The following is a 16,377-nucleotide window of genomic DNA, read 5'->3' as shown; positions in this document are numbered from 1 at the left end:
CTAACTTCGACCGGAACGGCGGCGGGGTCAGGAACCGGACTCGCCCCTGATCAGGCGGTGGCCCAACCTTCGCGTCAGGTCGGCCACGAACGCGTCCGCGAGCGGCGGCCAGTTCCAGAAGCGCAGGCCCAGTTCGGCGAAGGCGCACGGGGTCGGCCAGTTCCAGTCGTTGAGGCCGGTGCGGGCGCCGCAGCGGGCGCAGACCAGCGAGTCCGGGCCGCCCTCAAGCCACTCCTCGACCTCCGGCAGGACGACCTCGAACGGCAACCAGGACCCGCACCGCGGGCAGGTCACATGGTCGTCCTCGTGGACGTCCCCGTAGAACGCGCTGCGGCCGACGTCGATCTCCAGGCCGTTGGGCCACACGTCCGGGAACCCGGCAGGGTCTCCGGCCACGAGGTCACCGGCCACGAGGTCACCGGCCACGATCGTTCGGGCGGACGGCCCCGGCGCGTATCCTCCGGGGACGTCGCCGAGCACGCAGTCGGTCCGGTCGGCGACCACGACCTCGGCGTCCACGAGCCAGCGAAGGACCGCGCGGGCGAGGTCGGGCGCGTCTCCCTGGTGGGCTTCGATATCGGCGACCCACCGGTTCCACTCCCGCACAAGCCCCAACACTACGCCCAGAACGCGCGTTTCAGGAGGGTGCCGACAAGGGGAGCAACCGAAGTCTCCACCGGGAGGGCTTCTCTCCCGGTGGCGCCGTGTGTACAACGAGAGTCGTGACCCTTCACGAGCCTCCCCCACCGGCCATGACAGCGGTGTTCTGGCCGCGGTGTTCGGCCGTCCACGGATGCGCGGGCCGTGCCGTGGAAGGGGCGGGCGGTTGTCTCGCGCATCTGTCCTCCGACGAGTTCGAACGGTTCCTGGGCTCGCTTCGTCCGGGCGCCGAAATAGACCTGCGCGGCGTTACCGTCCCACCCGGGCTGCTGGACGCCGTCCTGCGGGCCGTCACCAGCCCGGACGGGCGGCCTCATCTCGGTCGGGCGCGCTTCGACCGGGCGGTACTGCCGTCCGGCGCGGCTTTGCGCGGGGTCCTCGTCGAGGGCGACACCTCGTTCGACGGCGCCTGTTTCCTGGGTGGCGCGTCGTTCTACGACGCGCGGTTCCACGGCAACGTCTCGTTCCGTGGGGTCCGGTTCGGACGCAACGTGTCGTTCCATGGGGCGTGGTTCCACCGGCACGCCTCGTTCGAGGAGGCCGTCTTCATCGGGGACGCCCTGTTCGGCGAGGTCGGCTGGGACGTCGACGCGTCGTTCCGGCGCGCGGTGTTCCTGGGGGCGGCGTGCTTCGACCGGGCCCGGTTCGGGCGGGACGCGGCGATGCAGGCCGCGTCGTTCGGCGGTCCCGTCTCCTTCAAACGGGTCCAGGTCGCCCGGCACGCGCGCCTGGAACGGACCAAGTTCCGCCGCGACCTGTGGCTAGGACCGTTGGTCGCGGGCGGCCGGATCGGCCTCGCGGACGCCACCGCCCACGGCTGCCTCCGGGTCCGCGCGGCGGCGCGGCAGGTGATCGGGCGCGGCGCGGTCGTCCATGGGGAGGCCGACTTCCGGTTAAGGCATGCCGAACTCGACCTGGAAGGCGCCGTCTTCGAGGGGAGGGTGTCGGTCAGCTCGCTGCCCCGCCCGCTCCAGGGGCTCACCGAACCGCCCTGGGCCGGGGCCAAGGACGTCCCGGAGCGCGCGGAGACCGGGCCGGAGAACGCCGCACAGACCACTCGGCTGACGTCGCTGCGGCGGGTGGACGCCGCACGGATCGAGCTGACCGACGTCGATCTCAGCGGATGCGGCTTTCTCGGTCTGCGCCACCCGGACGCGCTGCGCATCACGGGCGACTGCGCGTTCGCGACGGCGCCGCGCCGGTCCTGGCGGCGCCACGGGCGGGGACACGCGGTCCTCGCCGACGATCTCCCGCCCGCCGCCGGCGGCCCCTCCCACGAGGACGACGACCGCCTCGCGGCCCTCTACGGCGACCTGGCCCGCGTCTCCGCCGACTCCGGCCGCGGCCGTCTCGCCCGCGACTTCCGGTACAGCGAACTGGAGAAACGGCGGCACAGCGAAACCGTCCCGTGGCGGCGCTGGATTCTGCACATCCTGTGGATAACCTGCGGTTACGGGCTGCGCGCCGGACGCGCCATCGCCTGGATCGCCATCATCGTCGCGCTGATCTGTTCGAGCGCGACGCTTCTGCACGACGGCAGCCGGCACGACGCGGCCCGCATCCTCCACATGAGCGGCGACCACACATAACCGCCTCGTGATGTGGCGGACGCGCCTCCCCAAGGGATCTCCGTAAAAAGAAGGCCTCCCGTTTTGTCAGACCCTTGGGTAATCATTCTTGTTATGAGCAGAGACACCCATCCGGGGGTGCAGTGCCCGCACTGCCAATCGCATCTCGCGCTCGTCCCCGTGCCCACGAACTCCACCACCGCACCGGTTCCCCTCCTGCCGATCACCCCGAAGGAGGAATGGCAGCCGCCGCCCGTCGCCGATGTCCTCGCGGTTTACGCCGGACGCGTCAAGGACACCGCGACCGCGACCCGTGGCGCCGCCAAGGTCAGAGAAAGCCTCAACCGAGCGAGAGCGGCCGCCGCACAGCGCAGGGCCGCCCAGAAAACCGCCCGTCGAACACCCAAAAGCGCCTGATCGCAAACCCTGATCACTTGTCGGTCACCAACCGCGCGCATGAAGAAGGGACGGCACCGCCCTCCATGGCACCGTCCCTTCCCTCCGTCGTCAGCGCGGAACGGAGTCCGTCCATTCCGCGGCGAGCGTGACTCCGGAACCGAGTGTTCCTCCCGCCGGGAAGTCCACCCCCGCCGCCGGCTTCACCAGCGTGTGCGTGGTGGCCAGCGCGTCACCGCTGCCCAGATCGATGATCAACTGATCGCGGACCACGCCCTTCTCCACCCTGTGCTCGATCGCGATGGCGTGCCCCGGCCTGCCCTCCGGGTCCTTGACCTGGCCGAGCGACTTCACCAGGGGAAGCGACGCCAGCATCCGGTACGCGGCCGCACGCACCTCCGGCTTCACCGGGAATCCCGTCAGCAGGCCACCGGCCACCTCGTAGAGCCACCGGTCGGCCTCCATCGGCCGATCCCCTTCGGTGTCGTGGCCCTCGTAGTACCGCATCAGCTCGGCCTTGAGCCGCTTCGGGTCGGACGGCAGTGCCTGGAGCTCCTTCATCGTCATGTTCCGGCCGAACCAGGCCACCGCGCCGTCGTGCAGGCGGCTGCTCTCCATCTCGACGGGCCCGGGGGCGGTCGTCCCCTGGAACTGCTTGCGGGTCTTGCTCCCCGGAGGGGCGACCAGGAAGGCCGTGAAGGTGGTCGGCGACCCCGCGCGCCGCCACGCCGCCACGTCCTTGGGCGTCGCGGGCTTCGTCCCGAGGTCCTGGCGGCGGATCAGCACCTTGGCCTTCGGGTCGCCGGGGGTCCAGGTCTCGTACTTGGTCCGGCTCACCACCGCGTAGCTGGATCCCGGTTCGCCCACCACGGCCGTGTGCGACTCGATCGACTGCTGGTACCAGTACGCCCGCCTACCGCCGGGCTGCCCGCCCGCCTTGTCCGCCGCCGCGAGCAGGACGGTCCGCGCGTCGAGGGGCTGCGTCCGCCCGGGGCCTTCGTTCTTGGGCGGCCCGGTCTCGTCCTCACCGCCGGGAACGAGGATCAGCGCGGCCAGCGTCCCGGCCGCCACCGCCCCGGCCAGCCCGACACCCCAGATCGGGCGGAACCGCCTCCGCGCCGCCGGTGTCGCCGGTTCCCGCAGGTCCCGCGCGGGACCTGCGGCCATGGCGCGCGCCAGCTCGGCATGCCGGACGCGCTCGTCGACGGGCGCGTCCGGGTCGAGTTCCGCGGGACGGGCCCTTCGCAGCGTTCGCATCACGTCGTTCATGACATCTCCTCACTCATGGTCCGAACCTGCTGACGCGTCCCAGCGCGCCCCGTCCCCGGCTCCCCGCCGCTCGTCCCGAGCCCGCCCTCTCCGGCGGCGCGGACGAGGCGCCGCCGCGCGCGGTGCAGCCGCACCCGCAGCGCGGCGGGCGAGCAGCCGACGACCCGGGCGGCCTCGCGCGGGGACAGTCCCTGCCAGGCGACGAGGATGAGGATCTCCCTGTCGGCGTCGGGCAGCGTCGCCATCGCGCGGAGCACGGCGAGCCGTTCCGCCACGTCCTCGGCGATGTCCCCGGTGGGCCGGGCCGTCCATCGTCCGAGTTCGGCGTGGAACGCCTCGTCCCGCACCTGCGCCCGGTGCCGGTCGCGCAGCACGTTCCGCGCGACGCCGAGCAGCCACGGCAGCGCCGGATCGGGAATGTCGGCGAGGCGCCGCCACGCGATGGCGAACGTCTCGCTCACCACCTCGTCGGCGACCTGCCGCCCGGCGCGGCTGACGGCGTACGCCCACACGCGCTGACGGCACGCGTCATAGATCGCGGTGAAGCGTCGTTCATCGTCGGCTTCGTCTGCCACGGCCTGCTTCTCCGTCCGTCCGGTGTTCGCGTCACCGGGTAGTGGTCCGGGAAGGCTCATCGTTACGCGACGGAAGGTCGAAGGCCGACGAACGAGAGAAGTACGGTGGGAACGAGGTGGGCTCCGTTTCGGGCGAAAGTTCGCGACTTGGTGTGCGATGCTGCGGCTCGGTGCCCTTATATTTGCTTAACGGCAAGCAAGGACTCGCCTGGCGGGGGCGATCGCGATGCAGGCCAAGGGAGCTGAGAGATGACCGCGATGCACAGTCGCGGCGCCGAACGGCTCCTCGGTGTCGCCGGTTCCCCGCATCTGCTCCTCGTCGAGGACGACCCGGGCGACGCGTTCCTGTTCGAGGAGCTGCTGTCCGAGGCGCAGCCCGATGTGCGGATCACGGTCGCGACGACGCTCGCCGAGGCCCTCGACGCGCTGCGGCCCGACATCCAGTGCGTCATCGTCGACCTGGCGCTGCCCGACGCGCAGGGCCTGGACGCGCTGCGACAGGTCCGCGGCCATGCGCCCGACACCGCCGTCCTCGTGCTGACCGGGCTCGCCGACGCGCACGTCGGCGTGGAGGCAGTCGCCGCGGGCGCCCAGGACTACCTGGTCAAGCAGGACGTCGACGGCGCGCTGCTCACCCGCGCGATCAGTTACGCGATCGAACGCAAGCGCGCCGACGAGTCGGAGCGGCAGCTCGTGGAGGCGCGGGCGCTGAGCCGGGAGAACGCGCGCCTGGAACGCGGGCTGCTGCCCGTGCCGATCCTCAACGACACGACACTTCGGCACCACACCCGGTACCGGCCGGGACGCTACCGGGCCCTGCTCGGCGGCGACTTCCACGACACCGTGGAGACCTCGGACGGCGCCGTGCACGTCGTGATCGGCGATGTCAGCGGGCATGGCGCGGACGAGGCGTCCCTCGGCGTCCGGCTCCGCATGGCGTGGCGGACCCTCATCCTCGCCGGGCACACCGGGGAACGGCTGCTCGACACGCTCGACGCCGTCCTGCAGCACGAACGGTGGGCCGAGGAGATCTTCACGACCGTGTGCATGTTGACGATCGCGCCGGACCGGCGCACCGCGCGGCTGCACCGGGCGGGGCATCCGCGTCCGCTGTTCTTCGGCCCGGACGGCGTGGTCGCCGTCCCGGACGAACCGCGCGGTCCCGCGCTGGGGCTGATTCCCTCGGTGCAATGGCCGTTCCTCGATCTCGAACTCGGCGACTCCTGGGGGCTGCTGCTCTACACCGACGGCCTCATCGAAGGTCATGTCGGCGACGGCTACCTCGACCTGTCCGGGCTGATGGAGCTGGCGACGACCGCGCACGGCGCCGGGCAGCGCGGCGATGTGCTCGTCGACGGTCTCATCGCGGAGGCGGAGCGGCTGAACGGGGACGTCCTGTCCGACGACCTGGCGGTACTGCTGCTGAGCCGGGGCGACGGCTGATGCGGGGCGACGGCTGATGACCGGGGACGACCCTCGCGCGCCCGGCGCGGCCGAGCTGGATCGAGGCCCGGCGATCGTGCTGCCGGAGGCGGACGTCCCGGTGGCGCGGGGCATGAGCCGGCTCCGGCTCGTGCAGATTTATCGGATCGGCTCGATCGTCCTCGGACTTCTTCTCATGGTCGCCTTCGCGCATACGGCGTTCGCGCAGCACGAGCACACCAAGGCGCGGGCCGTGCTGATCGACAGGGTGGACCCGGCCGCCCTGGAACAGTACCGCCTCTCATCGGCGATCAACCGCCAGGACACCGCCATCCGCGACTACGCGCTGGACGGCGGGCGGGCACCGGTCGCCGACTACCGCGAGGCGGTCGCGCGGGAGGCGATGGCCGCGGCGCGGATACGGCGGCTCCTGCACGGGCTTTCCGGCGGCGGAGACGTCCTGCGCCGTCTCGACGACGTCGTCGCCGACTCGCGGGCGTGGCGTGCCGAGTTCGCCGACCGGGTCGCCGCCGGGCCCGGCGGGGAGGGCTTCCAGCCGGAACAGACCCGGCGGGCGCGGTACCTGCTCAACCAGGCGCGCGACGCGATGACCATGTTGCAGGCCGACACCACCCGGCTGCACGACCGGGCGTCGAGCACGCTGCGGGCCCGGTCGACGACGGCGATCTGGTCGACGCGCGCCGCACTCGGGCTGGTCGTGCTGGCCGCGCTCGGGCTTGCCCTGCTGATCCGGCGCACCGTGCTGACTCCCGTGTCATCGCTGACCGGCCGCGTCCGGGCGGTGGCGCAGGGGGACCTCGGGCATTCGCTGGACGTCGGCGGGCCCTCCGAGATCAACGAACTCGCGGTGATCATCGATGCGATGCGCGAACGGATCATCGACGAGTGGCGGGCCACCGTGGAGCAGACCCGGCTGCTGGACGCGCAGACCGAGGAGCTGCGCCGCTCCAACGCCGAACTGGAGCAGTTCGCCTACGTGGCGAGCCACGACCTTCAGGAGCCGCTGCGTAAGGTCGCGAGCTTCTGCCAGCTGATCGAGCACCGGTACGGCGACCAGCTCGACGAGCGCGGCCGCCAGTACATCGACTTCGCCGTCGACGGCGCCAAGCGCATGCAGATTCTCATCAACGACCTGCTCAACTTCTCCCGGGTGGGCCGGGAGACCGACTTCACGGACTCGGTCGACCTGAACGAGGTCGCGGACCTGGCCCTGGACAATCTGGCGGCGCTGCGGGAGGAGACGGGCGCCGAGGTGGACGTCGGCGACCTGCCGCACCTCCCCGGCGACCGCGGCCTGCTCATCCGGCTCTTCCAGAACCTGCTCGGCAACGCGATCAAGTTTCACCGTCCGGGCGTGCCGCCCCGCGTCACCATCGAGGCCCGCCGCACCGGAGACGAGTGGGAGTTCCGCTGCGCCGACAACGGCATCGGCATCGAACCCCGGCACACCGACCGGATCTTCCTGATCTTCCAGCGGCTCCATCCGCGGGACACCTACACCGGCACGGGCATCGGCCTTGCCCTCTGCAAGAAAATCGTCGAGTATCACGGCGGCCGGATCTGGCTCGACACCGGTGACCATGACGACCAGGGCGACGTCCCCGGGACCACCTTCCACTGGACGCTCCCGGCCCGGCGGCCCCACCACGGCGATGGAGATCGACATGACTGAGACCTCGCACCCGATCGAAGTCCTGCTCGTCGAGGACGACCCCGGCGACGTCCTCATGACCGTCGAGGCGTTCGAGCACAACAAGGTCAGCAACATTCTGCACGTCGTCAACGACGGCGAGCAGGCGATGGCGTTCCTGCGCCGGGAGGGCGCGTACGCGGACGTCGCGCGCCCCGACCTGATGCTGCTCGACCTCAACCTGCCGCGCAAGAGCGGCATGGAGGTGCTCGCCGAGGTCAAGGCGGACGACGATCTGCGGCGCATCCCGGTCGTCATCCTCACCACGTCCGAGGCCGACGAGGACATCCTGCGCAGCTACAACCTGCACGCCAACGCCTACGTCACCAAGCCCGTCGACTTCGACCGGTTCATCTCCGTCGTCCGCCGGATCGATGATTTCTTCGTGTCGGTCGTGAAACTCCCCCGCTGACGCGCCGCCCGGGCCGGTGCCCGTGACCGCGCGGACCCCGGGATGCCGTTGACGGTGCGGTGTGTAACAGTGGGGGGCATGGTGGAGACGCCGGGTGAGGAGGCCGCCGAATCGGCGGCGGCGCTCGACGACGCGGCCTTCGCCCTGATGGACGTCTGGTCCCGCGCCCACACCGCGCCGGACGTGCATGTTCCGTCCACGCAGCTGCGCGCGATGTTCGTCCTGGAGCGCGGGCCGGTGAACGTCACCCACCTGGCCGGCGAGCTGGGCGCGCTGGTGTCGTCGGCGAGCCGGCTGTGCGACCGGCTGGAGGCGTCCGGGCTGCTGACCCGCGACCACGGGCGGGACCGTCGGGAGGTCACGGTCCGGCTGAGCGCCGACGGCCGGGCGCTGCTCGACCGGCTGCGCCGACGGCGGCGCGAGGAGCTGACCCGCGTGCTCGCCTTGATGCCGACGTCCGCGCGCGCGGCGCTGCTGTGGGGGCTCGCGGAGTTCCATGAGGCGGCCGTTCGGCCCGAGGCCGAGGGCGACACCTTTTCGCTGCCCGCCTGACCCGTCCTTAAAATCCGATTTCCTGGAGTTAGCCCTCCTTTAAGACGCACCTTCGGCAAATTGGGCGATTATTGCATTTCTTATGACCGGGCTCCCGGTTCAATTTTTCGCCATATCCGATACGCGCCCTTCCCCGGTCACTAACATCCGGGCTCATGGCGACTCGAATTGTGCGGGATCCGCGCCGCGCCGGTCTGTTCGCCGGCGGCCTGGTGCCGGCGGCCACGGCCGCGCTGCTGCTGCTCGGCGGCTGCGGCACCACCCCCGCCGGGACGGCGTCCGGGAAGACGCCGCCCCCCGGGACGGCGACCGGGGGCCAGACGGCGCCCGGCACGCCGGCGGTGTCCAGGATCCCCCAGGCCACGACGTTCAGCACCGTCTCCGGCGCGCCCAGGGACGCGACCCCGGACGGCGCCACCGACGGCCTGGTCGTCCACCCGGAACGGGCCGTTCCCGTGTTCGACCGTCCGGGCGGACGCCCCATCGCCACGCTCCCCACCGAGCAGCTCGGCGCCCCCACCTGGGTGCCGGTGGTGGAGAGCTCCGGCGGCTGGCGGCGCGTGCTGCTGCCGTCCCGGCCCAACGGATCCAGCGGCTGGATCCCCGGTGGCGGGCTGCGCGCCGCGCACACGCCCTACACGGTCCGCGTCGATCTCGCGCACCGGCGGCTCACGCTGTTCCGGTCCGCGAAGGAGACCGGGCGGTGGACGGTCGCGATCGGCGACGCGAAGACCCCGACCCCGCCGGGCCGGACGTTCCTCATGGCCACGCTCGCCCCGGCCAGGAGGACCCCGAGCCCGATCGTGCTGCCGCTCGGCACGCACTCGGCGACCCTCGACACCTTCGGCGGCGGTCCCGGCACCGTCGCCCTGCACGGCTGGCCCGACGCCTCCGTGTTCGGCAAGGCCGTCACCCACGGCTGCGTCCGGGTGCCGAAGGACGCGCTGCGGGCGCTGTCACGTGTTCCGCTCGGCTCCCTGGTGTTCATCACCGGCTGACCGGCCCCAGGCCCCGGCCACCGCCGGTTCCGCCGCAGAATCTCAAGAATTCGGAGAACATTCCCATGTCTCACAGCCATGTCGCCGGACGGCTCACCGCCGCCGGTCTGCTGGTCACCGCCCTCGTCGCCGCCGTTCCCACGGCGTCGGCCGCGGCCCCCCACGACGCCGAAGGGTCCGCGTACGGGCTGACGGTCGCCGGGCCGCTCGACGTACCTCCGGTACCGGCCGTGTCGTCCAGATCCGGAGACGTCAGCAAGCACCTGGTGCGCGAGGACCTCACCGACCTGGTCGACGCGTCCGCCCTGGACGTCAGCGCCGCCGCGGACCGTGCCCGCTCCACCGTCGCGCGGGTCGCCGTCCCGTCCGCGAAGCTGCGCGCCGAGGCCGTCACCGCCGAATGCAAGGGCGGCGAGGGCCATGTCAGCCTGGCCCGTGCCTCCCTGGCGGGCCGTTCCCTGGACGTCTCCCCGCCGCCGAACACCACCGTCCCGGTGGACGTGCCCGTCGTCGGCCGCGGCTCCCTGACCCTCAACAAGCAGCAACGCCGGGCCGACGGGCGGCTCGACGTCACCGCGGTGGAGCTTCGCCTGCCCATTCCCGGCGACGCCGCGACGATCCGGATCGCGTCCGCCACCTGCGGTCGCGCGGCGGCCCCGCCGAAGGCGCCCGCCCCGACCCCGGTGAAGCGCGACCTGCCCGTCACCGGCTGACGGGCGTCCCGCGGCGGCCCGGCCGAGCACCCCGCGGCCCGGGCCGCCGCGGTCACAGCGCCAACGACTTCTCGAAATGCACGATCGCGCCGTCATGATGCACGCGATCGGCGATATGCAACTCCTCCGTGAACGCCCGTATCAGCTGAAGCCCCCGTCCATGCTCGGCCAGCGGCGCCCCGCGCGGGACCTCCCACCCGGCGCCTCGCTCACGACCCTCACCGCTGCCGAGTTCGTCGGCCGCGCCCCCGTCGATGACCTCCACGACACATCGCGCCCCGTCCATCCGCGCCCGGACCTCGTACTCCAGTCCGTTCGCGGCGTGCTGGATGACGTTCGCGCACGCCTCTCCCAGCGCGAGCGCGATATCGGCACGGATCTCGGAGGCGACCCCGAGCCCGCGGAGAGAGGCATCGAGCGTGTGCCGTACCAGCGGAGCGCTCTCGGCGTTCCTCGGCAGGGTCATTTCGAGAACGACCTCCATGCCAATCGCCTCCGTTCCTCTAGCATCCAGATTTCCCGCTGGTCCTCAACGGAAACTCCAGGCACCGAAAAACCGCGCCCACCAGCGCCGCGACCCATTAGGCGCGAGATTTCCGCGCCGCGAGCACCTTGACCCGTGGCGCCGGACCGGCAGACTGGGGCGGTGGTCAAGTCGCTGCGTCCGCAGAACTACAACGAGGTCCTCTATGTCGGGCACTTCTTCCGCAAGGGCGTGCCCGTCCTGATGGACCTGTCGGACGTGACGGACGCCGAGGCCAAACAGATCGTCGACTTCGCCACCGGCCTGGTGTTCGGCCGTGGCGGCGCGATGGACCGCGTCGACCGCAGGCTCTTCCTCCTCCAACCCTGACCCGATCCGGACGCCCTTCCCCTACCCGCCCGAGGCTCCGGCATTCTCGACGGCGTCCCGGGGAGGCGCCTCACGGAACCCGGCAGGGCTCCGGAGCATCCTTTCCTCCAGGTTCCGCTTGCGGCCGTCGTGACGCTGGGTGGCACACTCCTGCTCAGCAGTTGCCAGACCGTCTCGAGCTCGTACGCCTGCGCGAACGGCGAGTGTCACGTGACCGTGAACGGGCCGGACCAGAGCATCGAGATCAACGACATCGACCTGACCGTCTCCGAGATCACCGCTCACAGCATGACCATCTCGGCCGAGGGCTCGACCCCGACAAGGATCACGGTGGGCCGGCGCGCCCGGGTCGGCGCGGTGGAGATCACGGTCACCTTGGTGAAGGACGGCGAGGTCGAGTTCGACCTCCGCTGATCACCGACCGCGGCGGCTCCGTTGAGATCGGCCGGTCCGCGGCAGCGACACCTTCTCCACCGGCAGCGGCCAGGTCAAGGTCAGGCCCTCGTCGACGGCCACCGCCGCCCAACGCTCGGCCGCATGTCGCAGCGCGTTGATCGCGGGCTCCGCGTCGGCGGCCGCCACCGGCAGCGGCGCCGCACTCGTGATCCCCCAGTACGCACGCAACCGCTTCATGACCTCGTCGAGCGTGAGATCCTGCTCGACGGCGTCATGAACCGCCCCGGCGAGCGCCTCGGACATCCCGAGGTCGTCCGCATGCGCCTTGATGATCTGCTTGGACCGCTCGGCCGCATGCGGCTTCTGCCGTCCCGAGACCACGACCATGTTGGTGAACAACGCCCCCGCGGCGACGCTCCCCCAGAACCCCCGCGTCACGCCGAACTCCCGCTCGGCGACGAAATGCGCAAGGTCATGCGGGATGGCGCTCGTCCGGTCGTACCCGGGAACCCGCACCGTCACGCCATCGGCACGGGCCGCGTTGGCGAAATAACGATTCCCGCCCAACCGCTGAAACGTGACGTCCATGGCACCCACCCTGACCAACCACCACCAACCCGCACAACTTCTTTTCCGGCCGCCCTGGGGTCGTCAGGGAGTGTCCTACGTCGCGCCTAAGTTGCGTCCATGGGTTATGACATCGAATTCATGGAGAAAAAGCCCGGCCAGTCGTGGGAGGAGGCCATGGACGCCTGGGAAGCACGGGCCGAAGGCCCGGACGTCCATACTCGTCCACCGAACTGGGACCTGGTCGTCACCAGGTTGCGAGAGCTTCTCGGGGACATCTCGGTCGAGGAAAACCCACCTGAGTGGGAGATATACCACAGCCCCGCCAAGATCCTGGTGAGCTGCATCTCGGGCGAATGGTCCCTGAGCGTGCCCTACTGGTTCGAGGGCGATGCGGCCAGGAGTGTCACCGAACGGATCCTTGCCATCTGCGAGATCATCGAATCCGCGACAGGGCTTCGAGCCCACGACCCACAGCTAGGTGAGGCCGTCCTGTCGGAGGAGTGGACTACGGAGCAGGCCGCCTCCATGTTCGATCTCGTGGCGGGCGCCCTCAGAAAGCGAGCGCGACAAACGCGGTCGACCTCCGTGATCGCGTCGCTGTTCCGAAACCGATTGCGGGGCGCCCGTAGACTTTAGACCGCGTCGACCGCAGGCTCTTCCTCCTCCAACCCTGACCCCACACGCCCCCGCGCCGGGACCGATCCGGACCCCTACCCGCCCAAGGCTCCGGCGTTCTCGGCGGCACGCCACCGGCGCCCCGGGTGAGACGCCTCACGGAACCCGACCGGCCTTCGGCGCATCTATTTCTCCTGCAAGGGGCTTTTTAGAGGAGGGGTTCATGGTCCGTCGCGTCTCGCTTGCGGCCGTCGTGGCGCTGGGTGGCACGTTGTTGCTCAGCGGCTGCCAGTCCAACTCGTACACCTGCGTGAACGGCGAATGTCATGTGACCGTGACCGGGTCGGGGCAGAGCATCGAGGTCAACGACATCGATCTCACCGTCTCCGAGATCACCGATCAGGGCATGACCATCTCGGCCGAGGGCTCGGCACCGATGCCGATCGCGGTGGGACAGCGCGTCCGGGTCGGCCCGGCGGAGATCACGGTCACCTCCGTGGAGGGTGACAAGGTCAAGTTCGACCTCCGCTGAGGCCTCTGATGTCGTCCAGGGACTGTCCTACGTCGCGCCTAGATTGCGCCCATGAGCTATGGCATCGCCTTCGTGGAGCGCAAGCCCGGCCAATCGTGGGAGGAGGCCATGGACGACTTGGAGGAACGCGCCGCGGGCCCCGACATCCTTACTCGTCCGCCGGAATGGGACTTGGTCGTCACCCGGGTGCGAGAGCTTCTCGGGGACGTGTCGGTCACGGAGAATCCACCTACGTGGGAGATCGTCCACATGCCGACCGCGATTCAAGCGAGGTGCATCTCCCGCGAGTGGTCTCTGTCCGTGCCCTATTGGTCCGAAGGGGATGCCGCCAGGAGTGTCGCCGAACGACTCCGCGCCATCAGCGAGATCGTCGAAGCCGCGACAGGGCTTCAGGCCTACGACACACAGGTCGGTAGCGCGGTCCTCTCCGAGGAGTGGGCGGCAGAACAGACGGCCTCCGTCTTCGACGACATGGCGAACTTCTTCAGAAAACGAGGATTCCTCCGCCGTTGATCTCCGTACACGACGGCACCCGAAAACCGACTGCGGGGGCTCGCTAGACTTCGAGGTGCGGATGGTTCACTCGGAGACGAGTGTCGTAAGAGGGAACCCGGTGGAAATCCGGGACTGCCCCGCAGCGGTGAGCGGGAACGACCGCCGTCATACGCACTGGGCCGTATGGCCTGGGAAGCGACGGCCAGTAGGACGCCTCGGAAGAGGCGGTGCCCGCGAGTCCGAAGACCTGCCTCCGCCCGTGCGCCGACCGGCGCGCGGTGGTCTGCGGCCTCGCGGGAAGGTCTGCGGCGCGCGTGCAGCGTGCCCTGCCCCCGCGGGTCGCCCGTGGCAGAGCGAGGGATGCCGCCATGAACACCACGATCCTCGGATATCCCCGAATCGGAGCGCGCCGGGAACTGAAGTTCGCCACCGAGGACTATTGGGCCGGACGCGGTGACGCCGACGCGCTCACGAAGACCGGCGCGGAACTGCGCGCGGCGGTCTGGACGGGCCTGCGTGAAGCGGGCCTCGACGCGATTCCGTCGAACACGTTCTCGTTCTATGACCAGGTGCTCGACACGAGCGTGCTGGTCGATGCCGTCCCCGAGCGGTACCGGCGGCTCAGCGGCTTCGACCGGTACTTCGCGATGGCGCGCGGCGTGCAGGACCTGCCGCCGCTGGAAATGACGAAGTGGTTCGACACGAACTATCACTACATCGTCCCCGAGGTGGGGCCGCAGACGCGGTTCCGGTTGGCGGACGGGTCCGCGGCCAAGCCGCTGGCCGAGTACCGGGAGGCGAAGGCGCTCGGCATCGAGACGCGTCCCGTGCTCATCGGTCCGCTCACCTATCTCCTGTTGGCGAAGTCAACGGAGGGCTCGCCGGACGGGTTCCGGCCGCTCGACCTCCTCGACGGGCTCGTCGACGTGTACGCCGAAGTGCTGGAGCGGCTGGCCGGGTCGGGCGCGGAGTGGGTGCAACTGGACGAACCCGCGCTGGTCGCCGACCGGACGGAGGAGGAGATCGACGCGCTCGGGCGGGCCTACGCGCGGCTCGGGCGGTTGACCAGCAGACCGCGGCTGATGGTCGCCACGTACTTCGGGACGATCGGCACGGACGCCCTGCGGGTTCTGGCCGCGAGCCGGGTGGAGGCCGTCGGGCTCGACTTCGTGGCGGGCCCCGACAACCTCGACCTGCTGGCCTCGGTCGGCGGGCTGCCGCGCAAGACCCTCGTCGCGGGGGTCGTGGACGGCCGGAACGTGTGGCGCACCGACCAGCGCCGCGCGAAGGCCACCTGCGCCGCGCTGCTCGGACTCGTCGACCGCGTCGTGGTCGGCACGTCCTGCTCGCTGATGCACGTGCCCCTCGACCTCGACGCCGAGACATCGCTGGACCCGGACGTCCGGGGACGGCTCGCGTTCGCGCGGCAGAAGGTCGACGAGGTCGTCGCGCTAGGGCGGGCGTTGCGGGAGGACGTCCCGCCGTCCGCCGAGGTCCCGGCACCCCCGGCGGGCGTCGACCCGGACGTTCGCGCCCGGCTCGACGCGCTCGGCGACGGAACCCGCCGGGGTGACCGCGCCGCCAGGTTCGCCGTCCAGCAGGAAGCGCTGGGCCTGCCTCCACTGGCGACGACGACGATCGGCTCGTTCCCGCAGACCCCCGAGATCCGCCGGGCCCGCGCCGACCACCGCGCCGGGCGCATCACCGACGAGGCCTACTCGCGCGCGATGAAGGAGGAGATCGCCCGGGTCATCGCGCTTCAGGAGGACCTCGGCCTGGACGTTCTCGTGCACGGCGAACCCGAACGCAACGACATGGTGCAGTACTTCGCCGAGCAGCTCGACGGGTACGCCGCCACCGAACACGGGTGGGTGCAGTCGTACGGGTCGCGGTATGTCCGTCCGCCGATCCTGCACAGCGATGTGGCGCGGCCACGTCCGATGACGGTGGAGTGGGCGACGTACGCGCAGTCGCTGACGAGCAAGCCGGTCAAGGGGATGCTGACGGGGCCGGTGACCATGCTGGCCTGGTCGTTCGTCCGGGACGACCAGCCCCTCGCCGACACCGCCCGGCAGGTCGCGCTCGCGTTGCGGGACGAGATCACCGACCTTGAGGCCGCGGGGATCCGCGTCATCCAGGTCGACGAGCCCGCGCTCCGCGAACTGCTCCCACTCCGCGACGCCGACCGTCCGGCGTACTTGCGGTGGGCGGTCGGCGCGTTCCGACTAGCGACCTCGGGCGTCGCCGACGGCACGCAGATCCACACGCACATGTGCTACTCGGAGTTCGGCGAGATCATCGACGCGATCGGCGAACTCGACGCCGACGTGACCAGCGTCGAGGCGGCGCGTTCGCACATGGAACTGGTCGCCGACCTGCGCGCCGCCGGGTACGAGAACGGCATCGGGCCCGGCGTGTACGACATCCACTCGCCGCGCGTCCCGTCCGCCGAGGAGATGGAGGAGAACCTCCGGCGCGCACTGCGGGCAGTGGACCCCGCTCGGCTCTGGGTCAACCCCGACTGCGGCCTCAAGACCCGCGCCTACCCCGAAACAGAAGCATCCCTACGAAACCTGGTCACCGCCGCCCGCCGCGTCCGCGCCAACGTGACCGACTGATCCACGGGAAGGACGAACACCG

General features: G+C 70.7%; 19 protein-coding genes and 1 riboswitch. Of the genes, 14 read left to right on the top strand and 5 right to left on the bottom strand.

Annotation, left to right across the window (positions count from 1 at the left end):
* Nucleotides 1-27 precede the first annotated feature (27 nt).
* The gene (locus BZB76_RS05855; RefSeq protein ID WP_121433209.1) at nt 28-606 is read right to left on the bottom strand and encodes a hypothetical protein; all 579 of its coding nucleotides are present in this window, start codon (nt 604-606) and stop codon (nt 28-30) included.
* 116 nt (nt 607-722) lie between these two features.
* Here BZB76_RS05855 and BZB76_RS05850 point away from each other — a divergent pair, with 116 nt between their 5' ends.
* Nucleotides 723-2,249, top strand: a complete 1,527-nt coding sequence (locus tag BZB76_RS05850) for a pentapeptide repeat-containing protein (protein WP_147449340.1) — start codon at nt 723-725, stop codon at nt 2,247-2,249.
* A 93-nt stretch (nt 2,250-2,342) separates the two neighbouring features.
* Nucleotides 2,343-2,645 carry a hypothetical protein gene (locus BZB76_RS05845; RefSeq protein ID WP_121433207.1) on the top strand — a complete coding sequence of 101 codons (303 nt, stop codon included), beginning with the start codon at nt 2,343-2,345 and terminating at the stop codon, nt 2,643-2,645.
* 90 nt (nt 2,646-2,735) lie between these two features.
* On the opposite strand, the gene BZB76_RS05840 is transcribed toward BZB76_RS05845, so the two are convergent.
* Together BZB76_RS05840 and BZB76_RS05835 are read right to left on the bottom strand one after the other, a co-directional pair.
* Complete coding sequence (locus BZB76_RS05840) at nt 2,736-3,893, bottom strand: CU044_5270 family protein (protein WP_121433206.1); 1,158 nt, start codon at nt 3,891-3,893, stop codon at nt 2,736-2,738.
* Nucleotides 3,890-4,468: an RNA polymerase sigma factor gene (locus tag BZB76_RS05835; RefSeq protein ID WP_246006765.1), complete on the bottom strand. Its 579-nt coding sequence runs from the start codon at nt 4,466-4,468 to the stop codon at nt 3,890-3,892. Before BZB76_RS05835 ends, BZB76_RS05840 begins: the two co-directional genes overlap by 4 nt.
* 249 nt (nt 4,469-4,717) lie before the next feature.
* On the opposite strand from BZB76_RS05835, the gene BZB76_RS05830 reads away from it, so the two are divergent.
* The 6 genes from BZB76_RS05830 (at nt 4,718) to BZB76_RS05805 (ending at nt 10,276) form a co-directional block, all read left to right on the top strand.
* Nucleotides 4,718-5,911: a PP2C family protein-serine/threonine phosphatase gene (locus BZB76_RS05830; RefSeq protein ID WP_246006764.1), complete on the top strand. Its 1,194-nt coding sequence runs from the start codon at nt 4,718-4,720 to the stop codon at nt 5,909-5,911.
* Between the two features lie 16 nt (nt 5,912-5,927).
* Nucleotides 5,928-7,583, top strand: coding sequence for a sensor histidine kinase (locus BZB76_RS05825; RefSeq protein WP_121433204.1), 1,656 nt, complete (start codon nt 5,928-5,930; stop codon nt 7,581-7,583).
* Nucleotides 7,576-8,013, top strand: a complete 438-nt coding sequence (locus tag BZB76_RS05820) for a response regulator (protein ID WP_121433465.1) — start codon at nt 7,576-7,578, stop codon at nt 8,011-8,013. Before BZB76_RS05825 ends, BZB76_RS05820 begins: the two co-directional genes overlap by 8 nt.
* A 78-nt stretch (nt 8,014-8,091) precedes the next feature.
* Entirely contained in the window at nt 8,092-8,565 is a 474-nt protein-coding gene (locus tag BZB76_RS05815; protein ID WP_121433203.1) for a MarR family winged helix-turn-helix transcriptional regulator, read from the top strand.
* Nucleotides 8,566-8,720: 155 nt separating this feature from the next.
* Nucleotides 8,721-9,563 (top strand): L,D-transpeptidase, encoded by an 843-nt coding sequence (locus tag BZB76_RS05810; RefSeq protein ID WP_121433202.1) that lies wholly within the window; start codon nt 8,721-8,723, stop codon nt 9,561-9,563.
* Nucleotides 9,564-9,628: 65 nt separating this feature from the next.
* Nucleotides 9,629-10,276 carry a choice-of-anchor P family protein gene (locus BZB76_RS05805; RefSeq protein WP_121433201.1) on the top strand — a complete coding sequence of 216 codons (648 nt, stop codon included), beginning with the start codon at nt 9,629-9,631 and terminating at the stop codon, nt 10,274-10,276.
* A gap of 52 nt (nt 10,277-10,328) precedes the next feature.
* Here BZB76_RS05805 and BZB76_RS05800 read toward each other — a convergent pair whose 3' ends face one another.
* Entirely contained in the window at nt 10,329-10,760 is a 432-nt protein-coding gene (locus tag BZB76_RS05800) for an ATP-binding protein (protein ID WP_121433200.1), read from the bottom strand.
* 162 nt (nt 10,761-10,922) lie between these two features.
* Here BZB76_RS05800 and sepF point away from each other — a divergent pair, with 162 nt between their 5' ends.
* Nucleotides 10,923-11,129: a cell division protein SepF gene (sepF, locus tag BZB76_RS05795; RefSeq protein ID WP_158581660.1), complete on the top strand. Its 207-nt coding sequence runs from the start codon at nt 10,923-10,925 to the stop codon at nt 11,127-11,129.
* 210 nt (nt 11,130-11,339) lie between these two features.
* The gene (locus BZB76_RS05790; protein WP_147449339.1) at nt 11,340-11,543 is read left to right on the top strand and encodes a hypothetical protein; all 204 of its coding nucleotides are present in this window, start codon (nt 11,340-11,342) and stop codon (nt 11,541-11,543) included.
* Here BZB76_RS05790 and BZB76_RS05785 read toward each other — a convergent pair whose 3' ends face one another.
* Nucleotides 11,544-12,113, bottom strand: a complete 570-nt coding sequence (locus tag BZB76_RS05785; protein WP_121433198.1) for a hypothetical protein — start codon at nt 12,111-12,113, stop codon at nt 11,544-11,546. It lies immediately after the preceding gene.
* A gap of 99 nt (nt 12,114-12,212) precedes the next feature.
* Between BZB76_RS05785 and BZB76_RS05780 the strand changes: the two genes are divergently transcribed.
* The 4 genes from BZB76_RS05780 to metE all read left to right on the top strand — a co-directional run bounded on the left by BZB76_RS05780 (nt 12,213) and on the right by metE (nt 16,355).
* Nucleotides 12,213-12,731 (top strand): hypothetical protein, encoded by a 519-nt coding sequence (locus tag BZB76_RS05780; protein WP_121433197.1) that lies wholly within the window; start codon nt 12,213-12,215, stop codon nt 12,729-12,731.
* Nucleotides 12,732-12,933: 202 nt separating this feature from the next.
* Complete coding sequence (locus BZB76_RS05775) at nt 12,934-13,242, top strand: hypothetical protein (RefSeq protein ID WP_121433196.1); 309 nt, start codon at nt 12,934-12,936, stop codon at nt 13,240-13,242.
* Nucleotides 13,243-13,293: 51 nt separating this feature from the next.
* Nucleotides 13,294-13,755, top strand: coding sequence for a hypothetical protein (locus tag BZB76_RS05770; RefSeq protein WP_121433195.1), 462 nt, complete (start codon nt 13,294-13,296; stop codon nt 13,753-13,755).
* 44 nt (nt 13,756-13,799) lie between these two features.
* A riboswitch (cobalamin riboswitch) is annotated at nt 13,800-14,006 on the top strand.
* A gap of 99 nt (nt 14,007-14,105) precedes the next feature.
* Nucleotides 14,106-16,355 (top strand): 5-methyltetrahydropteroyltriglutamate--homocysteine S-methyltransferase, encoded by a 2,250-nt coding sequence (gene metE / locus BZB76_RS05765; RefSeq protein ID WP_121433194.1) that lies wholly within the window; start codon nt 14,106-14,108, stop codon nt 16,353-16,355.
* The last annotated feature ends 22 nt before the right edge of the window (nt 16,356-16,377 follow it).

The organism is Actinomadura pelletieri DSM 43383 (genome assembly GCF_003634705.1).
In the GTDB taxonomy this organism is placed as follows: domain Bacteria; phylum Actinomycetota; class Actinomycetes; order Streptosporangiales; family Streptosporangiaceae; genus Spirillospora; species Spirillospora pelletieri.
The sequence above is the reverse complement of the archived record's forward strand: the minus strand, read 5'-3'. Positions and strand labels throughout refer to the sequence as shown.